This is a genomic window from Streptomyces sp. CA-251387 (genome assembly GCF_050936625.1).
Classification (GTDB): Bacteria; Actinomycetota; Actinomycetes; order Streptomycetales; family Streptomycetaceae; genus Streptomyces.
The window spans coordinates 6,714,858-6,735,170 of record NZ_JBNJMJ010000001.1 but is presented as its reverse complement, the minus strand read 5'-3'; the positions used below and the strand labels follow the sequence as shown (position 1 = coordinate 6,735,170).

The 20,313-nt window shown below is 69.9% G+C and carries 20 protein-coding genes and 5 tRNA genes; 7 read left to right on the top strand and 18 right to left on the bottom strand.

From position 1 onward, the window contains the following. Positions 1-17: 17 nt before the first annotated feature. Positions 18-527 carry a DUF3515 domain-containing protein gene (locus ACQEV2_RS30300; protein ID WP_433048345.1) on the top strand — a complete coding sequence of 170 codons (510 nt, stop codon included), beginning with the start codon at positions 18-20 and terminating at the stop codon, positions 525-527. A 26-nt stretch (positions 528-553) separates the two neighbouring features. Here ACQEV2_RS30300 and ACQEV2_RS30295 read toward each other — a convergent pair whose 3' ends face one another. The 3 genes from ACQEV2_RS30295 to ACQEV2_RS30285 are packed head-to-tail and all read right to left on the bottom strand — an operon-like array spanning position 554 to position 3,566. Continuing rightward, positions 554-1,711 (bottom strand): D-alanine--D-alanine ligase family protein, encoded by a 1,158-nt coding sequence (locus ACQEV2_RS30295; RefSeq protein ID WP_433048342.1) that lies wholly within the window; start codon positions 1,709-1,711, stop codon positions 554-556. Between the two features lie 59 nt (positions 1,712-1,770). Further along, positions 1,771-2,781: an NAD(P)H-dependent glycerol-3-phosphate dehydrogenase gene (locus ACQEV2_RS30290; protein WP_433048340.1), complete on the bottom strand. Its 1,011-nt coding sequence runs from the start codon at positions 2,779-2,781 to the stop codon at positions 1,771-1,773. Further along, positions 2,778-3,566: a lysophospholipid acyltransferase family protein gene (locus ACQEV2_RS30285; protein ID WP_433048337.1), complete on the bottom strand. Its 789-nt coding sequence runs from the start codon at positions 3,564-3,566 to the stop codon at positions 2,778-2,780. Before ACQEV2_RS30285 ends, ACQEV2_RS30290 begins: the two co-directional genes overlap by 4 nt. A gap of 169 nt (positions 3,567-3,735) precedes the next feature. On the opposite strand from ACQEV2_RS30285, the gene cofC reads away from it, so the two are divergent. Together cofC and ACQEV2_RS30275 are read left to right on the top strand one after the other, a co-directional pair. After that, the gene (gene cofC, locus ACQEV2_RS30280; RefSeq protein WP_433048334.1) at positions 3,736-4,374 is read left to right on the top strand and encodes a 2-phospho-L-lactate guanylyltransferase; all 639 of its coding nucleotides are present in this window, start codon (positions 3,736-3,738) and stop codon (positions 4,372-4,374) included. 119 nt (positions 4,375-4,493) lie between these two features. Next, positions 4,494-4,697: a hypothetical protein gene (locus ACQEV2_RS30275; protein ID WP_433048331.1), complete on the top strand. Its 204-nt coding sequence runs from the start codon at positions 4,494-4,496 to the stop codon at positions 4,695-4,697. A gap of 65 nt (positions 4,698-4,762) precedes the next feature. Here the strand turns inward: ACQEV2_RS30275 and ACQEV2_RS30270 are convergent, their stop codons facing one another. From ACQEV2_RS30270 to leuC, 4 genes are all read right to left on the bottom strand, one after another. Further along, a complete protein-coding gene (locus ACQEV2_RS30270; protein WP_433048328.1) occupies positions 4,763-5,407 on the bottom strand; it encodes an HU family DNA-binding protein in 645 nt (214 codons plus the stop codon). 137 nt (positions 5,408-5,544) lie between these two features. Then, positions 5,545-5,775 carry a hypothetical protein gene (locus tag ACQEV2_RS30265; protein WP_433048325.1) on the bottom strand — a complete coding sequence of 77 codons (231 nt, stop codon included), beginning with the start codon at positions 5,773-5,775 and terminating at the stop codon, positions 5,545-5,547. 265 nt (positions 5,776-6,040) lie between these two features. Then, positions 6,041-6,634, bottom strand: coding sequence for a 3-isopropylmalate dehydratase small subunit (leuD, locus tag ACQEV2_RS30260; protein WP_433048323.1), 594 nt, complete (start codon positions 6,632-6,634; stop codon positions 6,041-6,043). Positions 6,635-6,640: 6 nt separating this feature from the next. Then, the gene (gene leuC / locus ACQEV2_RS30255) at positions 6,641-8,071 is read right to left on the bottom strand and encodes a 3-isopropylmalate dehydratase large subunit (protein WP_433048320.1); all 1,431 of its coding nucleotides are present in this window, start codon (positions 8,069-8,071) and stop codon (positions 6,641-6,643) included. 202 nt (positions 8,072-8,273) lie between these two features. On the opposite strand from leuC, the gene ndgR reads away from it, so the two are divergent. Further along, complete coding sequence (gene ndgR, locus ACQEV2_RS30250; protein ID WP_003997614.1) at positions 8,274-8,990, top strand: IclR family transcriptional regulator NdgR; 717 nt, start codon at positions 8,274-8,276, stop codon at positions 8,988-8,990. 147 nt (positions 8,991-9,137) lie between these two features. Here ndgR and ACQEV2_RS30245 read toward each other — a convergent pair. The 8 genes from ACQEV2_RS30245 to ACQEV2_RS30210 all read right to left on the bottom strand — a co-directional run bounded on the left by ACQEV2_RS30245 (position 9,138) and on the right by ACQEV2_RS30210 (position 12,395). Then, a tRNA-Glu gene (locus ACQEV2_RS30245) sits at positions 9,138-9,210 on the bottom strand. 28 nt (positions 9,211-9,238) lie between these two features. After that, positions 9,239-9,310, bottom strand: a tRNA-Gln gene (locus tag ACQEV2_RS30240). A gap of 20 nt (positions 9,311-9,330) precedes the next feature. After that, positions 9,331-9,403, bottom strand: a tRNA-Glu gene (locus ACQEV2_RS30235). A 29-nt stretch (positions 9,404-9,432) separates the two neighbouring features. Beyond that, positions 9,433-9,505, bottom strand: a tRNA-Glu gene (locus ACQEV2_RS30230). Positions 9,506-9,526: 21 nt separating this feature from the next. After that, a tRNA-Gln gene (locus ACQEV2_RS30225) sits at positions 9,527-9,598 on the bottom strand. A 93-nt stretch (positions 9,599-9,691) separates the two neighbouring features. Continuing rightward, positions 9,692-10,435: an HAD family hydrolase gene (locus ACQEV2_RS30220; protein WP_433048317.1), complete on the bottom strand. Its 744-nt coding sequence runs from the start codon at positions 10,433-10,435 to the stop codon at positions 9,692-9,694. Positions 10,436-10,579: 144 nt separating this feature from the next. Next, positions 10,580-11,212: a hypothetical protein gene (locus ACQEV2_RS30215; RefSeq protein ID WP_433048314.1), complete on the bottom strand. Its 633-nt coding sequence runs from the start codon at positions 11,210-11,212 to the stop codon at positions 10,580-10,582. Positions 11,213-11,324: 112 nt separating this feature from the next. After that, positions 11,325-12,395, bottom strand: coding sequence for a hypothetical protein (locus ACQEV2_RS30210; RefSeq protein WP_433048311.1), 1,071 nt, complete (start codon positions 12,393-12,395; stop codon positions 11,325-11,327). A 184-nt stretch (positions 12,396-12,579) separates the two neighbouring features. Between ACQEV2_RS30210 and ACQEV2_RS30205 the strand changes: the two genes are divergently transcribed. Then, a complete protein-coding gene (locus ACQEV2_RS30205) occupies positions 12,580-12,864 on the top strand; it encodes a type II toxin-antitoxin system RelE family toxin (RefSeq protein ID WP_433048308.1) in 285 nt (94 codons plus the stop codon). A 52-nt stretch (positions 12,865-12,916) separates the two neighbouring features. Here the strand turns inward: ACQEV2_RS30205 and gltX are convergent, their stop codons facing one another. The 3 genes from gltX to ACQEV2_RS30190 all read right to left on the bottom strand — a co-directional run bounded on the left by gltX (position 12,917) and on the right by ACQEV2_RS30190 (position 15,535). Beyond that, the gene (gltX, locus tag ACQEV2_RS30200; RefSeq protein WP_433048306.1) at positions 12,917-14,401 is read right to left on the bottom strand and encodes a glutamate--tRNA ligase; all 1,485 of its coding nucleotides are present in this window, start codon (positions 14,399-14,401) and stop codon (positions 12,917-12,919) included. After that, positions 14,385-15,170 carry a fumarylacetoacetate hydrolase family protein gene (locus ACQEV2_RS30195; RefSeq protein ID WP_433048303.1) on the bottom strand — a complete coding sequence of 262 codons (786 nt, stop codon included), beginning with the start codon at positions 15,168-15,170 and terminating at the stop codon, positions 14,385-14,387. The genes gltX and ACQEV2_RS30195 overlap by 17 nt, the downstream gene beginning before the upstream one ends. A 179-nt stretch (positions 15,171-15,349) precedes the next feature. Beyond that, positions 15,350-15,535 (bottom strand): hypothetical protein, encoded by a 186-nt coding sequence (locus tag ACQEV2_RS30190; RefSeq protein WP_433048300.1) that lies wholly within the window; start codon positions 15,533-15,535, stop codon positions 15,350-15,352. A 603-nt stretch (positions 15,536-16,138) separates the two neighbouring features. On the opposite strand from ACQEV2_RS30190, the gene ACQEV2_RS30185 reads away from it, so the two are divergent. After that, entirely contained in the window at positions 16,139-19,837 is a 3,699-nt protein-coding gene (locus tag ACQEV2_RS30185; RefSeq protein WP_433048297.1) for a nitrate- and nitrite sensing domain-containing protein, read from the top strand. 9 nt (positions 19,838-19,846) lie between these two features. After that, positions 19,847-20,260, top strand: coding sequence for a roadblock/LC7 domain-containing protein (locus ACQEV2_RS30180; RefSeq protein ID WP_003993189.1), 414 nt, complete (start codon positions 19,847-19,849; stop codon positions 20,258-20,260). Positions 20,261-20,313 lie beyond the last annotated feature (53 nt).

Sequence of the window (20,313 nt, the reverse complement as noted above, 5' to 3'; positions counted from 1 at the left end):
CCGTCTACCCTTGGCCGGTGAACGTTTTCCGTCACCGGCACACTTCTGTCCTCGGGCTGCCCGCGCTCGTCCTGCTGATCACCGCCGCGGGCTGCTCATCAGCAGACGACAGCGCGTCGACGGCGGTTCCCAGCCCCGACGCGAAGGCCGGGCAACTGTGCCGGAACCTCGACAAGGTACTGCCGGCCAAGGTGGACGGTGAGAGCCGTGAGGACCCCTCGCCCGCGTCCGCGCTGACCGCGGGCTGGGGGGACCCGGCGATCATACTGCGGTGCGGTGTCGTACGGCCGCCGAAGATGCTCGACCCCAAGGTGGCCGAGGGCCGGGACGCGGACGCGGTGGCCGGTGGCGTGAACGGCGTCCGGTGGCTGATGGAGAGGCAGGACGACGGGGCTCACCGGTTCACCACCGCGTTGCGCCGCGCGTATGTCGAGGTCACCGTGCCGGAGGGCCGGGACAGTTCGGGTGTGCTGATCGACCTGGCGTCGGCCATCAAGAAGGCGATCCCCGAAGGGATCGCCAACTGAACGGTACGAACTGAACGGTACGGCCCCTACCTGAGCCCGGTGGACCGCCGCAACGCCGCCTGGATCAGCCGGTCCACCAGATCCGGGTAGCTGATCCCGCTCGCTTGCCACATCTGCGGGTACATCGAGATCGGTGTGAAGCCGGGCATCGTGTTGATCTCGTTGATCACGAACTCCCCGTCCTCGGTGAGGAAGAAGTCCGCGCGCACCAGGCCCTCGCACGAGGCCGCCTCGAAGGCGTCCACGGCCAGCTGCTGGACCTCGGCAGTCTGCTCGTCCGTCAGCGGCGCCGGCACGATCCCGGGGGTCGAGTCGATGTACTTGGCCTCGAAGTCGTAGTACGCGTGCGTGTCCGGCGGCGGGATCTCCGCCGGTACGGAGGCGCGCGGGCCGTCCTCGAACTCCAGCACGCCGCACTCGATCTCCCGGCCGCGCAGCGCCGCCTCGACCAGGATCTTCGGGTCGTGCCGCCGGGCCTCGGCGATCGCCTCGTCCAGGCCGGACAGGTCCTCGACCTTGGTGATGCCGATCGACGAACCCGCGCGCGCGGGCTTCACGAAGAGCGGCCAGCCGTGGTCGCCGGCGAGGTCGATGATCTTCTTGCGGGCGGCGGACTCGTCCTGCTCCCACTCGCGCGGCCGGATCACCACGTACGGGCCCACCTTGAGCCCGAACGAGGTGAACACCCGCTTCATGTACTCCTTGTCCTGGCCGACGGCCGAGGCGAGCACGCCGGAGCCGACGTACGGCACTCCGGAGAGCTCCAGGAGGCCCTGGAGGGTGCCGTCCTCGCCGTACGGGCCGTGGAGCACCGGGAAGACGACGTCGATCTCGCCCAGCGCCTTGGGCACCGATCCGGGCTCGCTGTAGACGACTTCGCGGTTGGCCGGGTCGACGGGGAGCACCACGCCGCCCTCGCCGGAGTCGGTGAGATCCTCGACGTCGGGCGTACGGCGATCGGTGATCGCCATCCGTTCCGGTTCGTCCGCGGTGAGCACCCAGCGGCCTTCCCGTGTGATGCCGATCGGCAGGACGTCGTACTTCGTCCGGTCGATCGCGCGCAGTACGGCGCCGGCGGTGACCATGGAGATCCCGTGCTCGGAGCTGCGACCGCCGAACACGACGGCCACCCGCGGCTTGCGGGGCGGCTGGTCAGGGCTCTGGGGGAGGTTCTCGGTGCTCATATCGCGATGAGCGTACCCGCCCGTAGGGTCCGAGTCAGCGTCCGGAGGGGGCCGTTAGCTCAGCGTCGCTCCGGCTTCGCGCTCCGCGACATCAGCTCCTTGAGAGCCACCACGGGTGGCTTGCCCTCATGGACGATTCCCACGACCGTCTCCGTGATGGGCATGTCGACACCGTGCCGACGGGCCAGATCCAGCACGGACTCGCAGGACTTGACGCCCTCGGCGGTCTGCTTGGTGACCGCGATGGTCTCCTCCAGGGTCATGCCCTTGCCGAGGTTCGTGCCGAAGGTGTGGTTGCGGGACAGCGGCGAGGAGCAGGTCGCCACCAGGTCGCCGAGGCCCGCGAGACCGGCGAACGTCAGCGGGTTGGCGCCGAGCGCGACCCCGAGCCGGGCGGTCTCCGCCAGGCCGCGGGTGATGAGCGAGCCCTTGGCGTTGTCGCCGAGCCCCATGCCGTCCGCGATGCCGACGGCGAGGCCGATGACGTTCTTCACGGCACCGCCCAGCTCGCAGCCGACCACGTCGGTCTCGGTGTACGGCCGGAAGTACGGCGTGTGGCAAGCGGACTGAAGCCGCTGGGCGACGGCCTCGTCCGTGCAGGCGACCACCGCGGCGGCCGGCATACGGGCCGCGATCTCACGCGCGAGGTTGGGCCCGGTGACCACGGCGATGCGGTCCTGGCCGACCTTGGCGACGTCCTCGATGACCTCGCTCATCCGCATCGCGGAGCCGAGTTCGACGCCCTTCATCAGCGAGACGAGGACCGTGCCGGGTGCGAGCAGCGGGGTCCATTCGGCGAGGTTGCCGCGCAGCGTCTGCGAGGGGATCGCGAGGACGGTGAAGTCGGCGCCGTGCGTGGCCTCGGCGGCGTCCGGCGTCGCACGCAGGTTCTCCGGGAGTTCGACGCCGGGGAGGTAGTCGGGGTTCGTACGGGTGGAGTTGACCGCTTCCGCGAGGTCGGCGCGGCGGGCCCACAGGGTCACCTCGCAGCCGGCGTCGGCGAGGACCATGCCGAAGGCGGTCCCCCACGATCCCGTGCCCATGACGGCCGCCTTGACGGGCTTGCTCACGTGCCCTGCCCCTCTTCCTGCTCGGCCTTCACCTGCTGCGCCCGCCGGTTCTGCGCGGCGGTCCTGCGCCGCTGCTCGATGCGCTCCTGGCGCGGGTCGTACGGCGTCTCGGGCGCCTTCTCGCCGCGGATCTCCTCCAGCTGGCGGGTGATCGCGGCCATGATGACCTCGGTCGCCTCCTTCAGCAGATCCGGGGTCATCTCCTTGTCGTAGAAGCGCGAGAGGTCCACGGGAGGGCCGGCGAGCACCCGGTGGGTCTTGCGCGGAAGGAGGTTGGGCTTCTTGGCGTACGGCGGCAGCAGTTCGTTGGCGCCCCACTGCGCGACCGGGATCACCGGGCACTTGGTCTGCAGGGCGACGCGGGCGGCGCCGGTCTTGGCGGTCATGGGCCACTGGTTCGGGTCGCGGGTGATGGTGCCCTCGGGGTAGAACGCGACGCACTCGCCACGCTCCACGGCCTCGATCGCGGCCCGGAAGGCGCTCAGCGCGTCCGTGGTCTCCCGGTAGACGGGGATCTGCCCGGTGCCGCGCATCGCGGCGCCGACGAATCCCTTCTTGAAAAGCCCGCTCTTCGCCAGGAATCGCGGGACCCGGCCGGTGTTGTACTGAAAGTGCGCGTACGCGAAGGGATCGATGTGCGAATTGTGGTTCACCGCGGTGATAAATCCGCCCTCGGCCGGAATGTGCTCCATTCCACGCCAGTCCCGCTTGATCAGAACCACCAGCGGCGGTTTGCAGATCACCGCGGCGAAGCGGTACCAGAAGCCGATTCTGCGGCGGGGCACGCGGACACCTTCCTCTAGGGATCAAGGACATCGGGCCGGGGGGCCGCACAAGTGTCGCCCCAGGCCGCCGGTCTGTCGAGAACACCGTACGCCTCGCCGCCGTAACCGCCAGATGCCCCTGGTGACGGCTGAGTGACAATGGCCGCGACAAGAGAGGGACGTAACGCTCGTGCAGTGGACCTTGGTCATACCCCTGAAGCCCTTGGCGCGGGCGAAGAGCAGGCTCTCGGACACCGCGGCGGACGGGCTGCGCCCGGGCCTGGCCCTCGCGTTCGCCCAGGACACGGTGACGGCGGCCCTGGCCTGCCCGGCGGTGAAGGATGTGGCCGTCGTCACGGACGACACCGTGGCCGGCCGCGAGCTGGGCGCACTCGGCGCGCACATCGTCCCCGACGAGCCGGGCGACGGCCTGAACGCGGCACTGACCCACGGGGCGGCGTTCGTACGTTCCTCCCGCCCCGAAAGCGCCGTAGCAGCCCTGAACGCCGATCTCCCCGCCCTGCGCCCCCTGGAATTGGCCCGCGTCCTCGACTCAGCAGCGGAATTCCCCCGCGCATTTCTCCCCGACGCCGCAGCAATCGGCACGACGTTGCTGGCCGCGACCCCTGGACATGAATTGCTCCCCGCATTCGGCGAGGATTCCCGGGCCCGCCATCGCGCGTCGGGAGCGATGGAACTCCACCTCGCCGAGGTGGACTCCGTACGCCAGGACGTGGACACCGGAGACGACCTGCGTGCCGCCCTGGCCCTGGGCGTGGGCCCACGCACGGCAGCCATGGCGGCACGCCTGCTGATCAAGGAGCAGTAGCTGCCACGCCCCAAGGGGCGCGGGGAACTGCGCGACCAGCCACAACGCACCCGCACCCGGCAACGAGCCGCAAGCCCCACGGCGCGCCCCCACACCCGGCGGACATTAGGGTGACCGTTATGCAGGCCACCGCTTACACCTACGACGCCGACACCCGATCCGGCAGCGTACTGCTGGACGACGGCACCCCCGTCCCCTTCGACGCCCCGGCCTTCGACGCGGGCGGTCTCCGGCTGCTCCGCCCAGGTCAGCGCGTACGCATCGAGACGGAGGGCAAAGGCGAGTCCCTGCGGATCACGCTGGTGACGCTGCAGACCCTCTGAACACGCCGCGGGCCGGGCTCCCTACGGAGTCCGGCCCGGCGCGTGAGTGCCCTTTGCGGTCGGTTCTACCTGCTACGGGTGCTGGCCCTCTTGGCGGTCGACTTGCGCGCAGTCGACTTCTTGGCGGGCGCCTTCTTGGCGGTCGCCTTCTTCGCCGGGGCCTTCTTGGCCGTCGCCTTCTTGGCGGTGGTCTTCTTCGCCGCGGTGGTCTTGGCCGCCGTCGTGGTCTTCTTCGCCGGCGCCTTCTTCGCGGTGGTCTTCTTGGCGGCGGCCGTGGTCTTCTTGGCCGTCGTCTTCTTCGCGGTCGTCTTCTTCGCCGCGGCCGCCTTGGTGGTCTTCTTCGCGGCGGCCTTCTTGACCGTCGCCGCGGCACCACCGGTCAGGCTGCCCTTGGGCGCCTTCTTGACAGCGACCTCGCCGCCCCGCGGGAGCTTCTTCGAGCCGCTCACCAGGTCCTTGAAGCCCTGACCCGCACGGAAGCGCGGAACGGAGGTCTTCTTGACCCGAACCCGCTCGCCCGTCTGGGGGTTACGGGCGTAACGAGCCGGACGGTCGACCTTCTCGAACGAACCGAAGCCGGTGACCGAGACCCGCTCACCCGCGACGACCGCGCGGACGATCGCGTCCAGTACGTGGTCGACAGCCTCGGCGGCCTGCTGGCGGCCGCCCATCTTGTCGGCAATCGCTTCTACGAGCTGCGCCTTGTTCACGTCTTCCCCTTCGGAGACATCGCCAGAACGAAAGTGTTCAAGCTTTTTCGCACGTTAGGCAGATATATACCGCAAATCAAACACGAAACGGGCTAATCACCCTTGTGCCGCAACAGACTCGGCGATCTCGAAGGTGTTCAGCGTTCCTCTTCGGGGAATCGCCCCTCGTCGAGGTCCGCGATGAACCGCTCCAGACGCCTTGTCGCTTCGGCGACGTCGTGCTTGGCCGCGGCCGTAATGACCAGCAGCTTCCGGGTCAGCGCCATCCGTACGCCCTCCGGGACTTGCAGTGCGCGCACCCTTGCGTGCGCTTCCTTGAGTTGGTCCGCGACTGCCGCATAGAGCTCGAGTTGGCCGTCGTGTTCCATGCACAGATTGTGCCATCTGGGGCGAGTTGTCGCCTGCCAGGGGTGCAACTCCGGCCTCAAATGGCCTTCCGGGCACTTGCGGAAGCCACGGCTACATCACTCGCGTACCCCAGCAACCCCCTTCGTAACGTGGGAAGTTGAGCGCGGCGCCGAACGGCGCAGGGCCGTTCGGGTGCAGACATGGCAGTACCCCCGATCGGGGCTGATCGGGGGTACTGAGGGGGTGTTGCGGTGTCCGAAAGTCGCCTTGCGCGCGGGCCTCGGGTCAGACCTCGAGCGTGCGCGGCTTGAACGAGGGCCGCTTCGCCTCGTAGGCGGCGATGTCGGCCTCGTTCTGCAGGGTGATCGAGATGTCGTCGAGGCCGTTCAGCAGTCGCCAGCGGGAGTTCTCGTCCAGCTCGAAGGAGGCGGTGATGCCCTCGGCCCGCACCTCACGAGCCTCAAGGTCCACAGTGACCTCAGCAGTCGCGTCCTTCTCGGTGAGCTCCCACAGCGCATCCACGATCTTCTGCTCCAGAACCACCGTGAGCAGGCCGTTCTTGAGCGAGTTGCCGCGGAAGATGTCCGCGAACCGCGAGGAGATGACGGCCTTGAAGCCGTAGTTCTGCAGCGCCCACACGGCGTGCTCGCGGGAGGAACCGGTGCCGAAGTCGGGACCGGCGACCAGCACCGTGGCGCCTTCGCGCTCGGGCCGGTTGAGCACGAACTCCGGGTCCTTGCGCCAGGCCTCGAACAGCCCGTCCTCGAACCCGTCCCGGGTCACCTTCTTAAGCCAGTGAGCAGGGATGATCTGGTCGGTGTCGACGTTGGAGCGGCGCAGCGGGACGGCCCGGCCGGTGTGCGTGGTGAATGCTTCCATGACTGATCAGACTCCAGCGGGCGTACGGGTCTCGGCGTCGGACAGGTCGGCCGGGGAGGCCAGGTGGCCCAGCACCGCGGTGGCCGCCGCGACCTGCGGCGACACCAGGTGCGTACGACCGCCCTTGCCCTGCCGGCCCTCGAAGTTGCGGTTGGAGGTGGACGCGGAGCGCTCACCCGGGGCCAGCTGGTCGGGGTTCATGCCCAGGCACATCGAGCAGCCCGCGTGCCGCCACTCGGCGCCGGCCTCCTTGAAGACGACGTCCAGACCCTCGGAAACGGCCTGCAGACCGACCCGCGCGGAGCCCGGGACGACCAGCATCCGTACGTCGTCGGCGACTTTGCGGCCCTTCAGGAGCTCGGCGGCGGCGCGCAGGTCCTCGATGCGGCCGTTGGTGCAGGAGCCTACGAAGACGGTGTCCACCTTGATGGAGCGCAGCGGCTGGCCGGCCTCCAACCCCATGTATTCCAGGGCCTTTTCGGCGGCGAGGCGCTCCGAAGCGTCTTCGTACGAAGCAGGGTCGGGGACGGACGCCGAAAGCGGCGCGCCCTGGCCCGGGTTGGTGCCCCAGGTGACGAACGGGGACAGCTCGGCGGCCTCGATGACGACCTCGGCGTCGAACTCGGCGTCCTCGTCCGTCTTCAGCGTCTTCCAGTACGCGACGGCCGCGTCCCAGTCCTCGCCCTTGGGGGCGTGCGGGCGGCCCTTGAGGTACTCGAAGGTGGTCTCGTCGGGGGCGATCATGCCCGCGCGGGCGCCGGCCTCGATCGACATGTTGCAGATGGTCATCCGGGCCTCCATCGAGAGCTTCTCGATGGCGGAGCCGCGGTACTCCAGGACGTAGCCCTGGCCGCCACCCGTACCGATCTTGGCGATGATCGCCAGGATCAGGTCCTTGGCGGTGACGCCGTCGGGCAGCTCGCCGTTGACGGTGATGGCCATGGTCTTCGGGCGGACCAGCGGCAGCGTCTGGGTGGCCAGCACGTGCTCGACCTGGGAGGTGCCGATGCCGAACGCCAGACCGCCGAAGGCGCCGTGCGTGGAGGTGTGGGAGTCGCCGCAGACGACGGTCATGCCCGGCTGGGTCAGACCCAGCTGCGGGCCGACGACGTGGACGACGCCCTGCTCGACGTCACCGAGCGGGTGCAGGCGCACGCCGAACTCGGCGGCGTTCTTGCGCAGCGTCTCCAGCTGGACCCGGGAGACCGGGTCGGCGATGGGCTTGTCGATGTCGAGGGTCGGGGTGTTGTGGTCCTCGGTGGCGATGGTCAGGTCGAGCCGGCGCACCTTGCGACCGCTCTTGCGGAGGCCGTCGAAGGCCTGCGGGCTGGTCACCTCGTGCAGCAGGTGGAGATCGATGAAGAGGAGGTCGGGCTCGCCCTCGGCGCGCCGGACGACATGGTCGTCCCAGACCTTCTCCGCGAGTGTCCTACCCATCGCTTTCCCTCCGGCCGGCTTACGGTCCACCGGCCCAACTAGAGATCTTGAGAAGGCGGCCACCGCCCGCGCCCCTGCTTCCGGGCGTCCGCCGCCAGGCCCGTTCTGGTTTACGGGCCGCTCTGCCTTCGTTCTTCCAGAGTGGCGTGTTCCACGGAAAATTGAACTTGCGTTTCACAGAGTGAGACGCAAGTATCGTTTCATGGACAACAGTAGCGGCGTCGGCGTTCTGGACAAGGCAGCCCTTGTCCTGAGCGCCCTGGAGTCCGGTCCGGCCACCCTCGCAGGGCTCGTCTCGGCCACCGGACTGGCACGACCCACGGCCCATCGACTGGCCGTGGCTCTGGAACACCACCGCATGGTGGCGCGTGACATGCAGGGCCGTTTCATTCTCGGCCCTCGCCTCGCAGAACTGGCCGCGGCCGCGGGTGAAGACCGTCTCCTCGCCACCGCCGGCCCGGTCCTCACCCACCTCCGGGACGTCACCGGCGAGAGCGCGCAGCTCTACCGCCGCCAGGGCGACATGCGCATCTGCGTCGCCGCGGCGGAGCGTCTGTCCGGCCTGCGGGACACGGTCCCGGTCGGCTCGACGCTCACGATGAAGGCGGGCTCCTCGGCCCAGATCCTCATGGCCTGGGAGGAGCCGGAGCGTCTGCACCGGGGCCTGCAGGGCGCCCGCTTCACGGCCACCGCGCTCTCGGGCGTACGCCGCCGGGGCTGGGCCCAGTCGATCGGCGAGCGCGAGCCGGGCGTCGCGTCCGTCTCCGCGCCCGTACGCGGCCCGTCGAACCGTGTGGTGGCCGCCGTATCGGTCTCCGGCCCCATCGAGCGCCTCACCCGCCACCCGGGCCGTATGCACGCCCAGGCGGTCATCGACGCGGCAGCCCGTCTCTCCGAGGCTCTGCGCCGCTCGGGCTGATCGAAGAGCATCAGGGCCGGCCTCAACGCCGCGGCCGGCCCTGACAGTTCACGGGGGCGACAAGCCCCCACGACCCGCACCCGCCCGAACAACAGAAACGGCCCCCCACCTCACGCGCATCCGCTGAGGTGGAGAGCCATCGTTCTGTACCCCCGACCGGATTCGAACCGGCGCTACCGCCTTGAGAGGGCGGCGTGCTAGGCCGCTACACAACGGGGGCGTGGACTCTGCGTTTCCGCAGGTCCGAGCTGGTCTACCTGGACTCGAACCAAGACTAACTGAACCAGAATCAGTCGTGCTGCCAATTACACCATAGACCAATGTGGTTTAGACCAGTCAGTACCCCCGACCGGATTCGAACCGGCGCTACCGCCTTGAGAGGGCGGCGTGCTAGGCCGCTACACAACGGGGGCCCTAGCGATCCCGAGTTGATCGAGATCAGTACCCCCGACCGGATTCGAACCGGCGCTACTGCCTTGAGAGGGCAGCGTGCTAGGCCGCTACACAACGGGGGCTTTGCAGATGAGCTCTGCGAGCTGGCCTACCTGGACTCGAACCAAGACTAACTGAACCAGAATCAGTCGTGCTGCCAATTACACCATAGGCCACTGGAACGCAAGCCCCTGCGGGGGATCTTGTTCTAGTTCGCTCCTCCGGGTTTCCGGCCTTTCGGCCCGCTCCCCGGCGGCGCAGGAAGAACATTACCCGAAGGTGGACGGCGCTCCAAAACGGGTATCCGCGCCAAGGAGCGCGGGGAGTTCGGCGAGCGAGGCGATCCGGTGCGGTCTGCCGTTCGCCGGGGCGGACGGGTCATCGCTGGTGTACACGCCGTCACGGTCGATCCACACCGACACCAGCCCGGCGTCCGCGGCACCGCGCCCGTCGATCTCCGGGTGATCGCCGACGTAGGCGACCTGGTGCGGAGCGAGCTCCAAAGCTGCGCAGGCCGCGTGGAAAGCGCCGGCCTCCGGCTTGGAGACGCCCAGCTCGGCCGCGCACAGGATGGCCTCGAAGCGGTCGTACACGCCGAGGGCGCGCAGCTTGCGGTCCTGGACGTGGATGCTGGAGTTGGACAGCACGGCGTGCCGGTGGCTGGCGGCGAGGGCGTCCAGGACGGGCAGGACGTCCGGGAAGAGGCTCCATACGGTCTCGTAGTGCGCGATGTACCGCTGGAACCACGCGTCGGCCTCGGCGTCGCTCAGCTCCTCGCCCAGAAAGACCCGCACGCGGTCCCGGCGCTGCCCCTCGAAGGACACCTCGCCCGCCGAGAACCGCGCCCACTGCACGTCGGTGATCTCCCGCCAGCGCACGATGGCCTGCTCGACGCTGTCGTACGCGTCCAGCAGGCCCTCGGCCGCCAGATGCAGGCGCATTCCGGCACGGTCGGCACTTGTGTAGTCGAAGAGGGTGTCGTCGACGTCCCAGACCACGGCTTTGATCGGCATGACACCGACGGTACTGCCGGACGGCTGGGGGCTCGGGGGTTATCCCCCGAAGAATGCAGCGTCGAAGAGCGTGTCGTCGACGTCCCAGACCACGGCCCGAATGCTCATGATCCGACGGTAACCCGGACGGCAGGAGCGTGTCCGTCAGTTGACCGTCGTCGTGCCGGTCGCCGTGAGGGCGGGACCCTCGTTGTCGCGCGGCTCCGCGGTCAGCTTCCAGGTGTACGTGCCGGCGACCCGGCGGCCGTCGTCCCAGGAGCCGTCCCAGGCGGCGCGGACGGCGGCGCCCTTCGTGCTGCCGGTGAGGGTGCGTACGGGCGTGCCGGTGCTGTTGCTCAGGGTGAGCGTCCAGGTGGCGGGCTTGTTGAGCTGCCAGACGGGCCGCCAGGGGGCCAGGTTCGTCGGGCCGCCCGGCGCGAGGTCGGTCTGGGCCTCCATCCGCGCGAGCGCCGAGGCGGGGACCCCGCTGGGGACGATCGACACCTCGCCGTAGGTGCCGTTGAGGTAGGCGATGTGGCCGCCGAAGCGGTCGACGGCCCAGCGGCCGTTGCTGCCCCCCTGTTCTGGTCCGTCGTGGGCAGCTTGACCACGGTGCGGGTGGCCGCCGTGCCGGTGTGGAAGTCGGTGAGCAGCAGTTCGTGCGTGGTGCGGTTCTCGCGGAGCAGGAAGCCGTCGGCGAGGCGGGCCGTTGTCGGCCGGGACCGTGATCTTGCGGTTGGTCGCCCGGTCGTACACCCCCGCGGTGGTGCCGCAGGACCAGTACAGCCAGGTGTTCACGGCTGGATGTCGGTGGGGGTGCAGGGGGCGCCGGTGGCGACCGTGGCCACCGTCTGGCCGGTCTTGAGGTGCTTGCCGACGACCGCGCCCTGGGTGCTGCCGGGCGTCCACATCACCTGGCCCCAGACGGCGGCGGCGGTACGGGCGCGGCTGAGGGTGGTCTCGCCGCCGGTGGTGCCGTTCGGGAAGTCGACGACCTTCTGGGTGCCTGAGCCGCCGTTGTAGAGCACATAGCGGCCGCTGCCGCCGGGGATGCGGCCGCCGGCGTCGCCCATGGGCTCGTTGCGGCTGGTCGTGGTGTCGAGGCCGACGCTGATGACGGATCCCTGGCCCTCGGCGCTGGTCCACAGGTAGGCGACCCGGCCGTCGCCCAGGGCCTCCAGCTGGGGGCAGGCGGCGTCGCCGGTGAGGCAGGTGGTGTCAGTGAGCGCCGGGCTGCGGGGGTCTGCTGACCGGTGGGCCTGCCCGTGGCGTCCAGCTGGAAGCTGCTGAACCGGTTGGCGGCGCCGGGTGTCGCGCCGTACAGGAACAACTCGCCGCCGGCGAGCGCCAGTCCTTGCACACCGACCGCGTAGGGCTGGATCTGGGCCACCTTCTCGGTGGCGACCCCGCCGTCCTGGGTCGGAGTGATCCGGTGGACGTTCCAGTCGAGGCCGGTGGGCCCGGCGGTGGCGAGGGCGCCGCCGTCCAGGGTCGGGCCGATCCCGCCGAAGGACGGGCTGAGCACGGTGCTCGCGGCACCGGTCACGAGGGAGCGGGCGCTGAGTGCGGGGTGGGTGCCGCCTTGGACGAAGTCCGGGTTTCCGGCGAGGACTTGGCCGCCCACGACGGCTTGGAGATGGCCGGGCAGCCCGGCGACCGCGCTGGGCTGCGTGCCGGGCTCGGCGTCGACGCGGACCGCTTTCCAATCGGCGACGAGCCGGCGGTCGTTGAAGACGGCCTCCGAGTCCGCGCGCACGCCGGAGACGTACGAACGGAAGGCGCCGTCCGCGAGGTCGACGAGGCCGACGGACCTCGTACCGTCCAGCGTGTGGACGACCGCGATACGGCGGACCGAGCCACTGGTGACGTAGGCGTTGATCTGGGCGCCCGCGGGGAGCCCGGTGACCGGGATGTCCGTGGTGGTCCCGTCGACGGCGGCGCGCAGCACGTGCGGGGCGCCGTCGGTGTCCTGGGTCAGCACGCTCCAGCCGACGGCGGCCTTGTAGGTCTGGCCGGACGGGATCGTGACGGTGGCGGTCGCGCCGGTGGAGCGGTGCGCAGCCGCTGCCGCGGAGGTGCGGCTCGGGTTGCGGCGAAGCGGAACTGCGCAAACTGCGGATGTCGTAACGTGGTGGGACCGACGAGCGAGAGACCGAGCCACAACCATGACCGAGTACCGCGTCCAGTTCACCGTCGAGGCCCGAGCGACGTACGACGCCCTGCCCGGAGAGCGCCGAGCCCAGTTGGACAGGGCCGTGCGGATACTGGCTCGTGACCCGTTCCGCAAGACCTCAACCGCGCAACTGGGCCCGGACGAGCACCTGCGCAAGGCGTACGTGGCTCCCGGAGTGGTGCTGGAGTACATGGTGGCCGGCGCGATCATGGTCATCGTGGTGCTGGAGATCTTCGACGAGAGCCACTACCTGATCGACGAGAACGACGCCTCCTGACCGACACCACGAGGGCGGCGCCCGAACCGGACGCCGCCCCGCTGTGAACGTGCTATGCGGCCAGCTTCGCCAGTGCCGCGTCGATCCGGGCCAGCGTCTTGTCCTTGCCCAGGACCTCCAGGGACTCGAAGAGCGGCAGGCCGACCGTGCGGCCGGTGACGGCGACGCGGACCGGGGCCTGGGCCTTGCCGAGCTTGAGACCGTGGGCCTCGCCGGCGGCCAGGACGGCCTCCTTCAGGGAGTCCGGGGAGGTCCAGTCGGCGGCATCCAGCTTCTCGCGGGCGGTGCGCAGGAGGGCGTCGCTGCCCTCCTTCATCGCCTTCGTCCAGGACGGCTCGTCGAAGACCGGCTCCGGCAGGAACAGGAAGTCGACGTTGTCCGTGATCTCCGACAGGACCTTCAGGCGGGTCTGCGCGTGCGGGGCGATCGCCTGCCACTTCACCTCGTCGAAGGCCTCCGGGGCCCAGGGGGCGAACGGGGCCTGGAGCCACGGGCGGCAGCGCTCGGTGAAGTCCTTCACATCGAGCAGGCGGATGTGGTCGCCGTTGATCGACTCGCACTTCTTCAGGTCGAAGCGGGCCGGGTTGGGGTTCACGTCCGCGATGTCGAAGGCCGCGACCATCTCGTCCATGGTGAAGATGTCCTGGTCGGCGGAGAGCGACCAGCCAAGGAGGGAGAGGTAGTTGAGGAGGCCCTCGGGGAGGAAGCCGCGCTCGCGGTAGAGGTTCAGCGACGACTGCGGGTCACGCTTGGAGAGCTTCTTGTTGCCCTCGCCCATCACGTACGGCAGGTGGCCGAACTCGGGGACGGCCTTGGCGATGCCCAGCTCCATCAGCGCCTTGTACAGGGCGATCTGACGGGGCGTCGACGAGAGCAGGTCCTCGCCGCGCAGGACGTGGGTGATCTCCATGAGGGCATCGTCGACCGGGTTGACGAGGGTGTAGAGCGGGGCGCCGTTCGCGCGGACGATGCCGTAGTCGGGGACGTTCTCCGGGGTGAACGTCAGCTCGCCGCGGACCAGGTCCGTGAAGGTGATCGTCTCGTCGGGCATACGGAAGCGGACGATCGGCTCGCGGCCCTGGGCCTTGTACTCCTCGACCTGCTCGGCCGTGAGGTCGCGGCAGTGGCCGTCGTAGCCGGACGGCTTGCCGGCCGCGCGGGCGGCCTCGCGGCGGGTGTCCAGCTCCTCCTGGGAGCAGTAGCAGTGGTAGGCGTAGCCGCCGTCGAGCAGCTTCTGCGCGACCTCCTTGTAGAGGTCCATGCGCTGCGACTGGCGGTACGGCGCGTGCGGGCCGCCGATCTCGGGGCCCTCGTCCCAGTCGAAGCCCAGCCAGCGCATCGAGTCGAGCAGCTGGTTGTAGGACTCCTCGGAGTCGCGGGCCGCGTCGGTGTCCTCGATGCGGAAGACCAGGGTGCCCTGGTGGTGCCGGGCGAACGCCCAGTTGAACAGGGCGGTGCGGACCAGGCCCACATGGGGGTTACCGGTGGGCGAGGGGCAGAAACGTACGCGGACGGGTGCGCTAGCCACGCTTGACAACCTTGTTGGTGAGAGTGCCGATGCCTTCAATGGTGACGGCGACCTCGTCGCCGACGGTGAGCGGCCCGACGCCTGCCGGGGTGCCCGTGAGGATCACGTCGCCGGGGAGCAGCGTCATGGCCTCGGAGATGTTGACGATCAGGTCCTCGATGGGGTGGATCATCTCGCTGGTGCGGCCGAGCTGGCGCTGTTCGCCGTTGACCGTGAGCTGGATCGTCAGGTCGGACGCCGTCTCGAGGTCGAGGTCCGTCTCCACCCAGGGGCCCAGCGGGCAGGAGGTGTCGAAGCCCTTGGCCCGGGCCCACTGCTTCTCGCGCCGCTGGACGTCACGCGCGGTGACGTCGATCGCGCAGGTGTAGCCGAAGATCACGTCCTTGACGCGCTCGCGCGGGACCTCGCGGCACATGCGGCCGATGACGACGGCCAGCTCGGCCTCGTGCTGGAGGTCCGCGGTGAAGGACGGGTACTGGATCTCGTCGCCGGGGCCGATCACCGCGGTGGACGGCTTGAAGAAGGCGAACGGGGCGTCGGGGACCTCGTTGCCGAGTTCGCGGGCGTGCTCGGCGTAGTTGCGGCCGAAGGCCACGACCTTGTTGGGGAGCACCGGCGGCAGCAGCCTGACCTTGCTCAACGGCACCTTCGTACCGGAGAGCTCGAAGTCCGCGAACGGGATGCCCTTGATGATGTCGAGGACGAGCTCGTCCGGCTTGTCACCCTCGACCGCGCCGAAGGCGACGTTCCCGTCGATGGAGAATCTGGCGATGCGCACGGGATCCTTGCGCCCCTCACTGAGCTGGCTGGAGTCTGACGCTCCAGGCTAGCGCGGGGAAGGGCGGGCGCCTCGCGCATTACCGCGGGCGCCCTGAGCCTCGTACGGACGGAGTCCGCCGTGCACCACGTGACCGCTCTGTTCGTACGTGATTGAACAACCGGTCGTCCGGCCGCGTACTACTGGGCGGTGGCGGTGACGGGGAGCTCCTGGAGGATGGTGCGCTTGGGATTGGCGGTCTGAGCGGGAAGGTCGACCGAGTGCTCCGGCTGCTGCGGAATCTGCAGTTCGTCGGCGTCGTCGAGGTGCGCCAGCGTCGTGCGCCGCGGGTTGGCTATCGTGCGGAACATCGTCGTCGTCTTCACGGTTGTACTGAGTCCTGTCGTGACGAAGCGCCGGGGCGGGCCTCATGCGGGCCTGCCGACCGACGCGGGTGGGCAGAAACAACGCTCTTGTAAAGCGTCAGGCTAAACATGCGATCCCCACGAGAAGTCACCGGGTCCCCCTGATCCGCGTGTGAGTTTGCTCACGAGTCTGCGGATAAACCGGTCAATTCAGGCCTGCAATCCACCCTAACGAAACGGGCATTGCCCCCCTGAAGCTCTCATTCCGCTCCTGATCATGGCGACTGGGACACCCCCGGCACCTGAGCGGCTCGCGGGCATAAGTCCGTTATGGGCGGGATAAGTTTCTACGGCAGGTAATCCCACACTCACTTGGTGTCACGTATGTCACGGCTCGACCTACGGGCCTTGTTGCAGATCCTGCACTGTGCTGGAATTCCACGGACCGCCGCGGGATCGAGCCGGCGCACAGGGGGCGCACCGAGCGCCTGGTGGCGGCGAGAAGGGGGAGCCAGCGCCGGTCACTCGACCATCGGGGAGCGTGTTCAGGACGCTCCCTACTACGCCGACACCGTGTCCGTCCGTTCACGCGGAAGGGCGCCTGGTCCAGAGGTTGCGACGCTAGTGCAGGGACGTTTCAAGAGGGATGGCAGCGCTTCGGCGGAGCCGGAGCACGGCGGGACCGACCGAGGTCCCTCGCCCCAGCACGCCCAGAACCCGGGCCCGGCCCCGTCCGTCGAAGGCGGTGAGCGCTCCGGGCGCCCGGCCGTGTCGGCGTCCTCGGGGGCGGCGACCCCGCCATCACCGCCGGCCGCCAAGCCGTCCAAGGGCTCCACGGGCCCCGGCTCACGAATAGCCCTGCGCAACTGGCGTATCTCCACGCGTCTGGTGGCGCTGCTGACGCTCCCCGTGGTCGCGGCCACCTCGCTGGGCGCGCTGCGCATCAGCGACAACATGGACGACATCCAGCAGCTCGAGAACATGAAGCTGCTGACGGACATGACCAAGCGGGCCACCGAACTCGCCACCGCGCTCCAGGAGGAGCGCGACCAGTCCGCCGGTCCGCTCGCGCACGGCGCCAAGGCGAGCGACTACACGGTCAAGGGCTACCGGGACAAGACGGACCGGGCTTCGGACAGCTTCAGGGAAGCCGCCGAGGAGATCGACAACGCCAGCAAGGACGGCACCCTCAAGGGCGTCCGCGACAACATCGTCCAGCTGGTCCGGGAACTCAACACCGTCTCCGAGATCCGCAACGGCGCCTACCAGGCCGACGGCAACTCCACACAGACCGTGGAGGCCTACCACCGGCTGATCAGCCACCTGCTCGACCTCTCGCAGGACATGGCCGAGGCGACCAGCAACCCGGAGATGATCCAGAGCACGCGTGCCCTGGCCGCCTTCTCCTCGGCCAAGGAGTACTCGTCCATCCAGCGCGCGGTCCTCGCCGCGGCGCTGCCGGCCAACACCACCTCCGACAGCGACCTGTCGGAGAACGACCGGCTGTACGCCGACTCGGCGCTGAAGAGCCAGAAGTCCGAGATCAGCAGCTTCAAGAACATCTACGGCACGGAAGCCGCCGAGGAACTGCTGAAGCCGATCGGCGACGGCAACCCGACGATCAAGGCCAGCGACACCTACGCCAACCGTGCCCTCACCACCTCGACCGGTCTGCAGTCGCTGGACAAGCGGTCGTACCGGGACTGGGTGGACGACAGCACCACCAAGATCCAGGGCATGCGCGCCATCGAGACCACGCTGCTCGAGCAGATGGAGCAGAAGGCCCGCGAGCTGCGCAACGAGTCCGAGCGCGAAGCGATCATCTCCGGTGCGCTGATCCTGCTCGTGCTCGGTGTCTCGCTGGTCGGCGCCTTCGTCGTGGCCCGCTCCATGATCCGCTCGCTGCGCCGCCTCGAGGAGACCGCCACCAAGGTCGCCCAGGACCGGCTGCCCGAGCTGGTCAAGCAGCTGTCCGAGTCCGACCCGCAGGACGTCGACACCTCCGTCGAGTCGGTCGGTGTGCACTCCCGGGACGAGATCGGCCAGGTGGCCGCGGCCTTCGACGACGTGCACCGCGAGGCGGTCCGCCTCGCCGCCGAGCAGGCCCTGCTGCGGGGCAACGTCAACGCGATGTTCACCAACCTCTCGCGCCGCTCCCAGGGTCTGATCCAGCGCCAGCTGTCGCTGATCTCCGAGCTGGAGTCCCGCGAGGCCGACCCGGACCAGCTGTCCTCGCTGTTCAAGCTCGACCACCTCGCGACCCGCATGCGCCGTAACGGTGAGAACCTCCTCGTCCTCGCCGGTGAGGAGCCCGGCCGTCGCTGGACCCGCCCGGTCCCGCTGGTCGACGTGCTCCGCGCCGCCGCGTCCGAGGTGGAGCAGTACGAGCGCATCGAGCTGGCCTCCGTGCCGACCACCGAAGTGGCCGGCCGCGTGGTCAACGACCTCGTGCACCTGCTCGCCGAGCTGCTGGAGAACGCGACCTCGTTCTCCTCGCCGCAGACCAAGGTCAAGGTCACCGGTCACGCGCTGCCCGACGGCCGCGTCCTGATCGAGATCCACGACACCGGTATCGGCCTCTCCCCCGAGGACCTCGCGGCGATCAACGAGCGGCTCGCCTCGCCGCCCACCGTGGACGTCTCCGTCTCCCGCCGCATGGGCCTGTTCGTGGTCGGCCGGCTGTCGCAGCGGCACGGCATCCGCATCCAGCTGCGCCCGTCCGACTCCGGCGGTACGACCGCGCTGGTCATGCTCCCCGTCGATGTCGCCCAGGGCGGCAAGAAGCCCGCTCCGGGCAAGCCCGGCCCGAACGGTCCCGGTGCCTCCGGTGGTCCGGCCGCCGCACAGGCCGCCGCCGGTGCCGCGGCCGCCCGTCGCCAGGCCCAGGCCGGCGGCGGCTCCCTCGGCGCGGGTGCGCCGGGTGGTGCGCTCGGTGCCGGTGCGTCCGGCGGGGGCCGGCTCGGTGCCGGTCAGGGTCCACGGGCCGCGCTGCCCGGACGTGACGGTGGCGGGCTTCCTGGTGGACCGGGCGCGCCGCGCGGGCCGCAGGGTCCGGGTGCTCCTTCGCAGGGCCGGCCGCCGGCCGGTGCGGGTGCCGGGTTCGGTGGCCAGGCTCCGGGTGCTCCGCAGGGGCTGCAGGCCGCGGGTACGGGTCAGGATCTGTTCGGCTCGGGCCAGGACGCCTTCGGCGGCTCCGCCGGCCGCGAGCAGTCCCGGCCGCAGGGACCCGCGTCGCAGCCGTCCGCGTCCCCGTCCGCCGGTGCTGAGCAGGGCGGCGGCCGTCGCGGCCGTCGGCCGCAGCTGCCGCCGCGCGGTGGTGCGCGGGCCGAGCTGCCGGGTGGCAACCAGCCCTCCCGCCCCAGCTGGAGCGACGAGAACGCCCAGCCGCCGGTGCCGCGCGCCTCGCTGGACACCCCGCGCGGGCACGACGAGGACCCGGCACAGACCTCCCGGATGCCGCGGATCGACGACCGTCAGGGCCCGGGCTCGACGGCCGAGATCCCGGCGGTCCCGCGTCCCGACGCACACCAGGGCCCGGGCTCCACGTCCGAGTTCGCCCGCCCCGGTGCGAACGCATCGCAGAACCCGGGCCAGTTCGTCCGACCGGACGTCTTCGGCGCCCCGGGCACGCAGAACAACTCGTCGCAGACGGGTCAGTACCCCGCACCGCAGGCGTACGACAGCGGCTCGACGGGCCAGCACGCCCTGCCCGGCCGCCCCGGCGGCGACTCCACCGGCCAGTTCGAGCGGCCCCAGGTCAACGGCACGTACGGCGGCGGCTCCGGCTACGGTGCCCCGCAGCCCCCGGCCCCGGCGCGTCCGCAGCAGCGGCCCGCCCGCCAGGAGCCCGAGGCCCTGCCGCCCGCGACGGGTCCCGGTGACGGGCGTACCCCGCTGTACGACACGCTGGAGACCAACTGGTTCCACGGCGGCCAGCAGGGGCGTCAGCCCGGTGCGGGCGGCTCGGCTCCGGCTCCCGCTCCCCAGCAGCCGCAGGCTCCTGCGGCTCCCTCCCAGCCTCCCGCCTCGGCCTCCTGGCGCAGCTCGCCGAACGACGACCTCGTCCGGCAGGCGGAACGCGTCCGGCAGCCGGCCGCGGGCGGTGTCACCACCTCCGGCCTGCCGCGCCGGGTGCCCAGGGCGAACCTCGTCCCGGGTACGGCTCAGCAGCAACAGCACCAAACCGGTCCGCAGGTCTCGCGTGCGCCTGACGACGTACGCGGCCGGCTGACCAATCTCCGTCGGGGTATCGCGCAGGGTCGACAGGTCGGTAGTGGCCAGACCGGCAGCTTCCCGAACCCCACTCACCAGCAGGAGCGTTAGTTGAGCCAGATGAGCCAGGCGGCACAGAACCTCAACTGGTTGATCACCAACTTCGTGGACAACACACCGGGTGTGTCCCACACCGTCGTCGTGTCAGCCGACGGTCTTCTGCTGGCCATGTCGGAGGGGTTCCCCCGCGACCGTGCCGACCAGCTGGCGGCCGTAGCGTCGGGTCTGACCTCGCTGACGGCGGGGGCCTCCCGGATCTTCGAGGGCGGCAGCGTGGCACAGACCGTTGTCGAGATGGAGCGGGGATTCCTCTTCCTCATGTCCGTCTCGGACGGTTCGTCCCTCGCCGTCCTGGCACACCCCGAATGCGACATCGGCCTCGTCGGCTACGAGATGGCGCTGCTGGTCGACCGCGCGGGCGCGGTGCTCACGCCCGACCTGCGCGCCGAACTCCAAGGCAGTCTGCTCCACTGATCACTCCCGGATCCACCCGTCTCACCAAATCACCGTCCGGCCGCCACAATCCC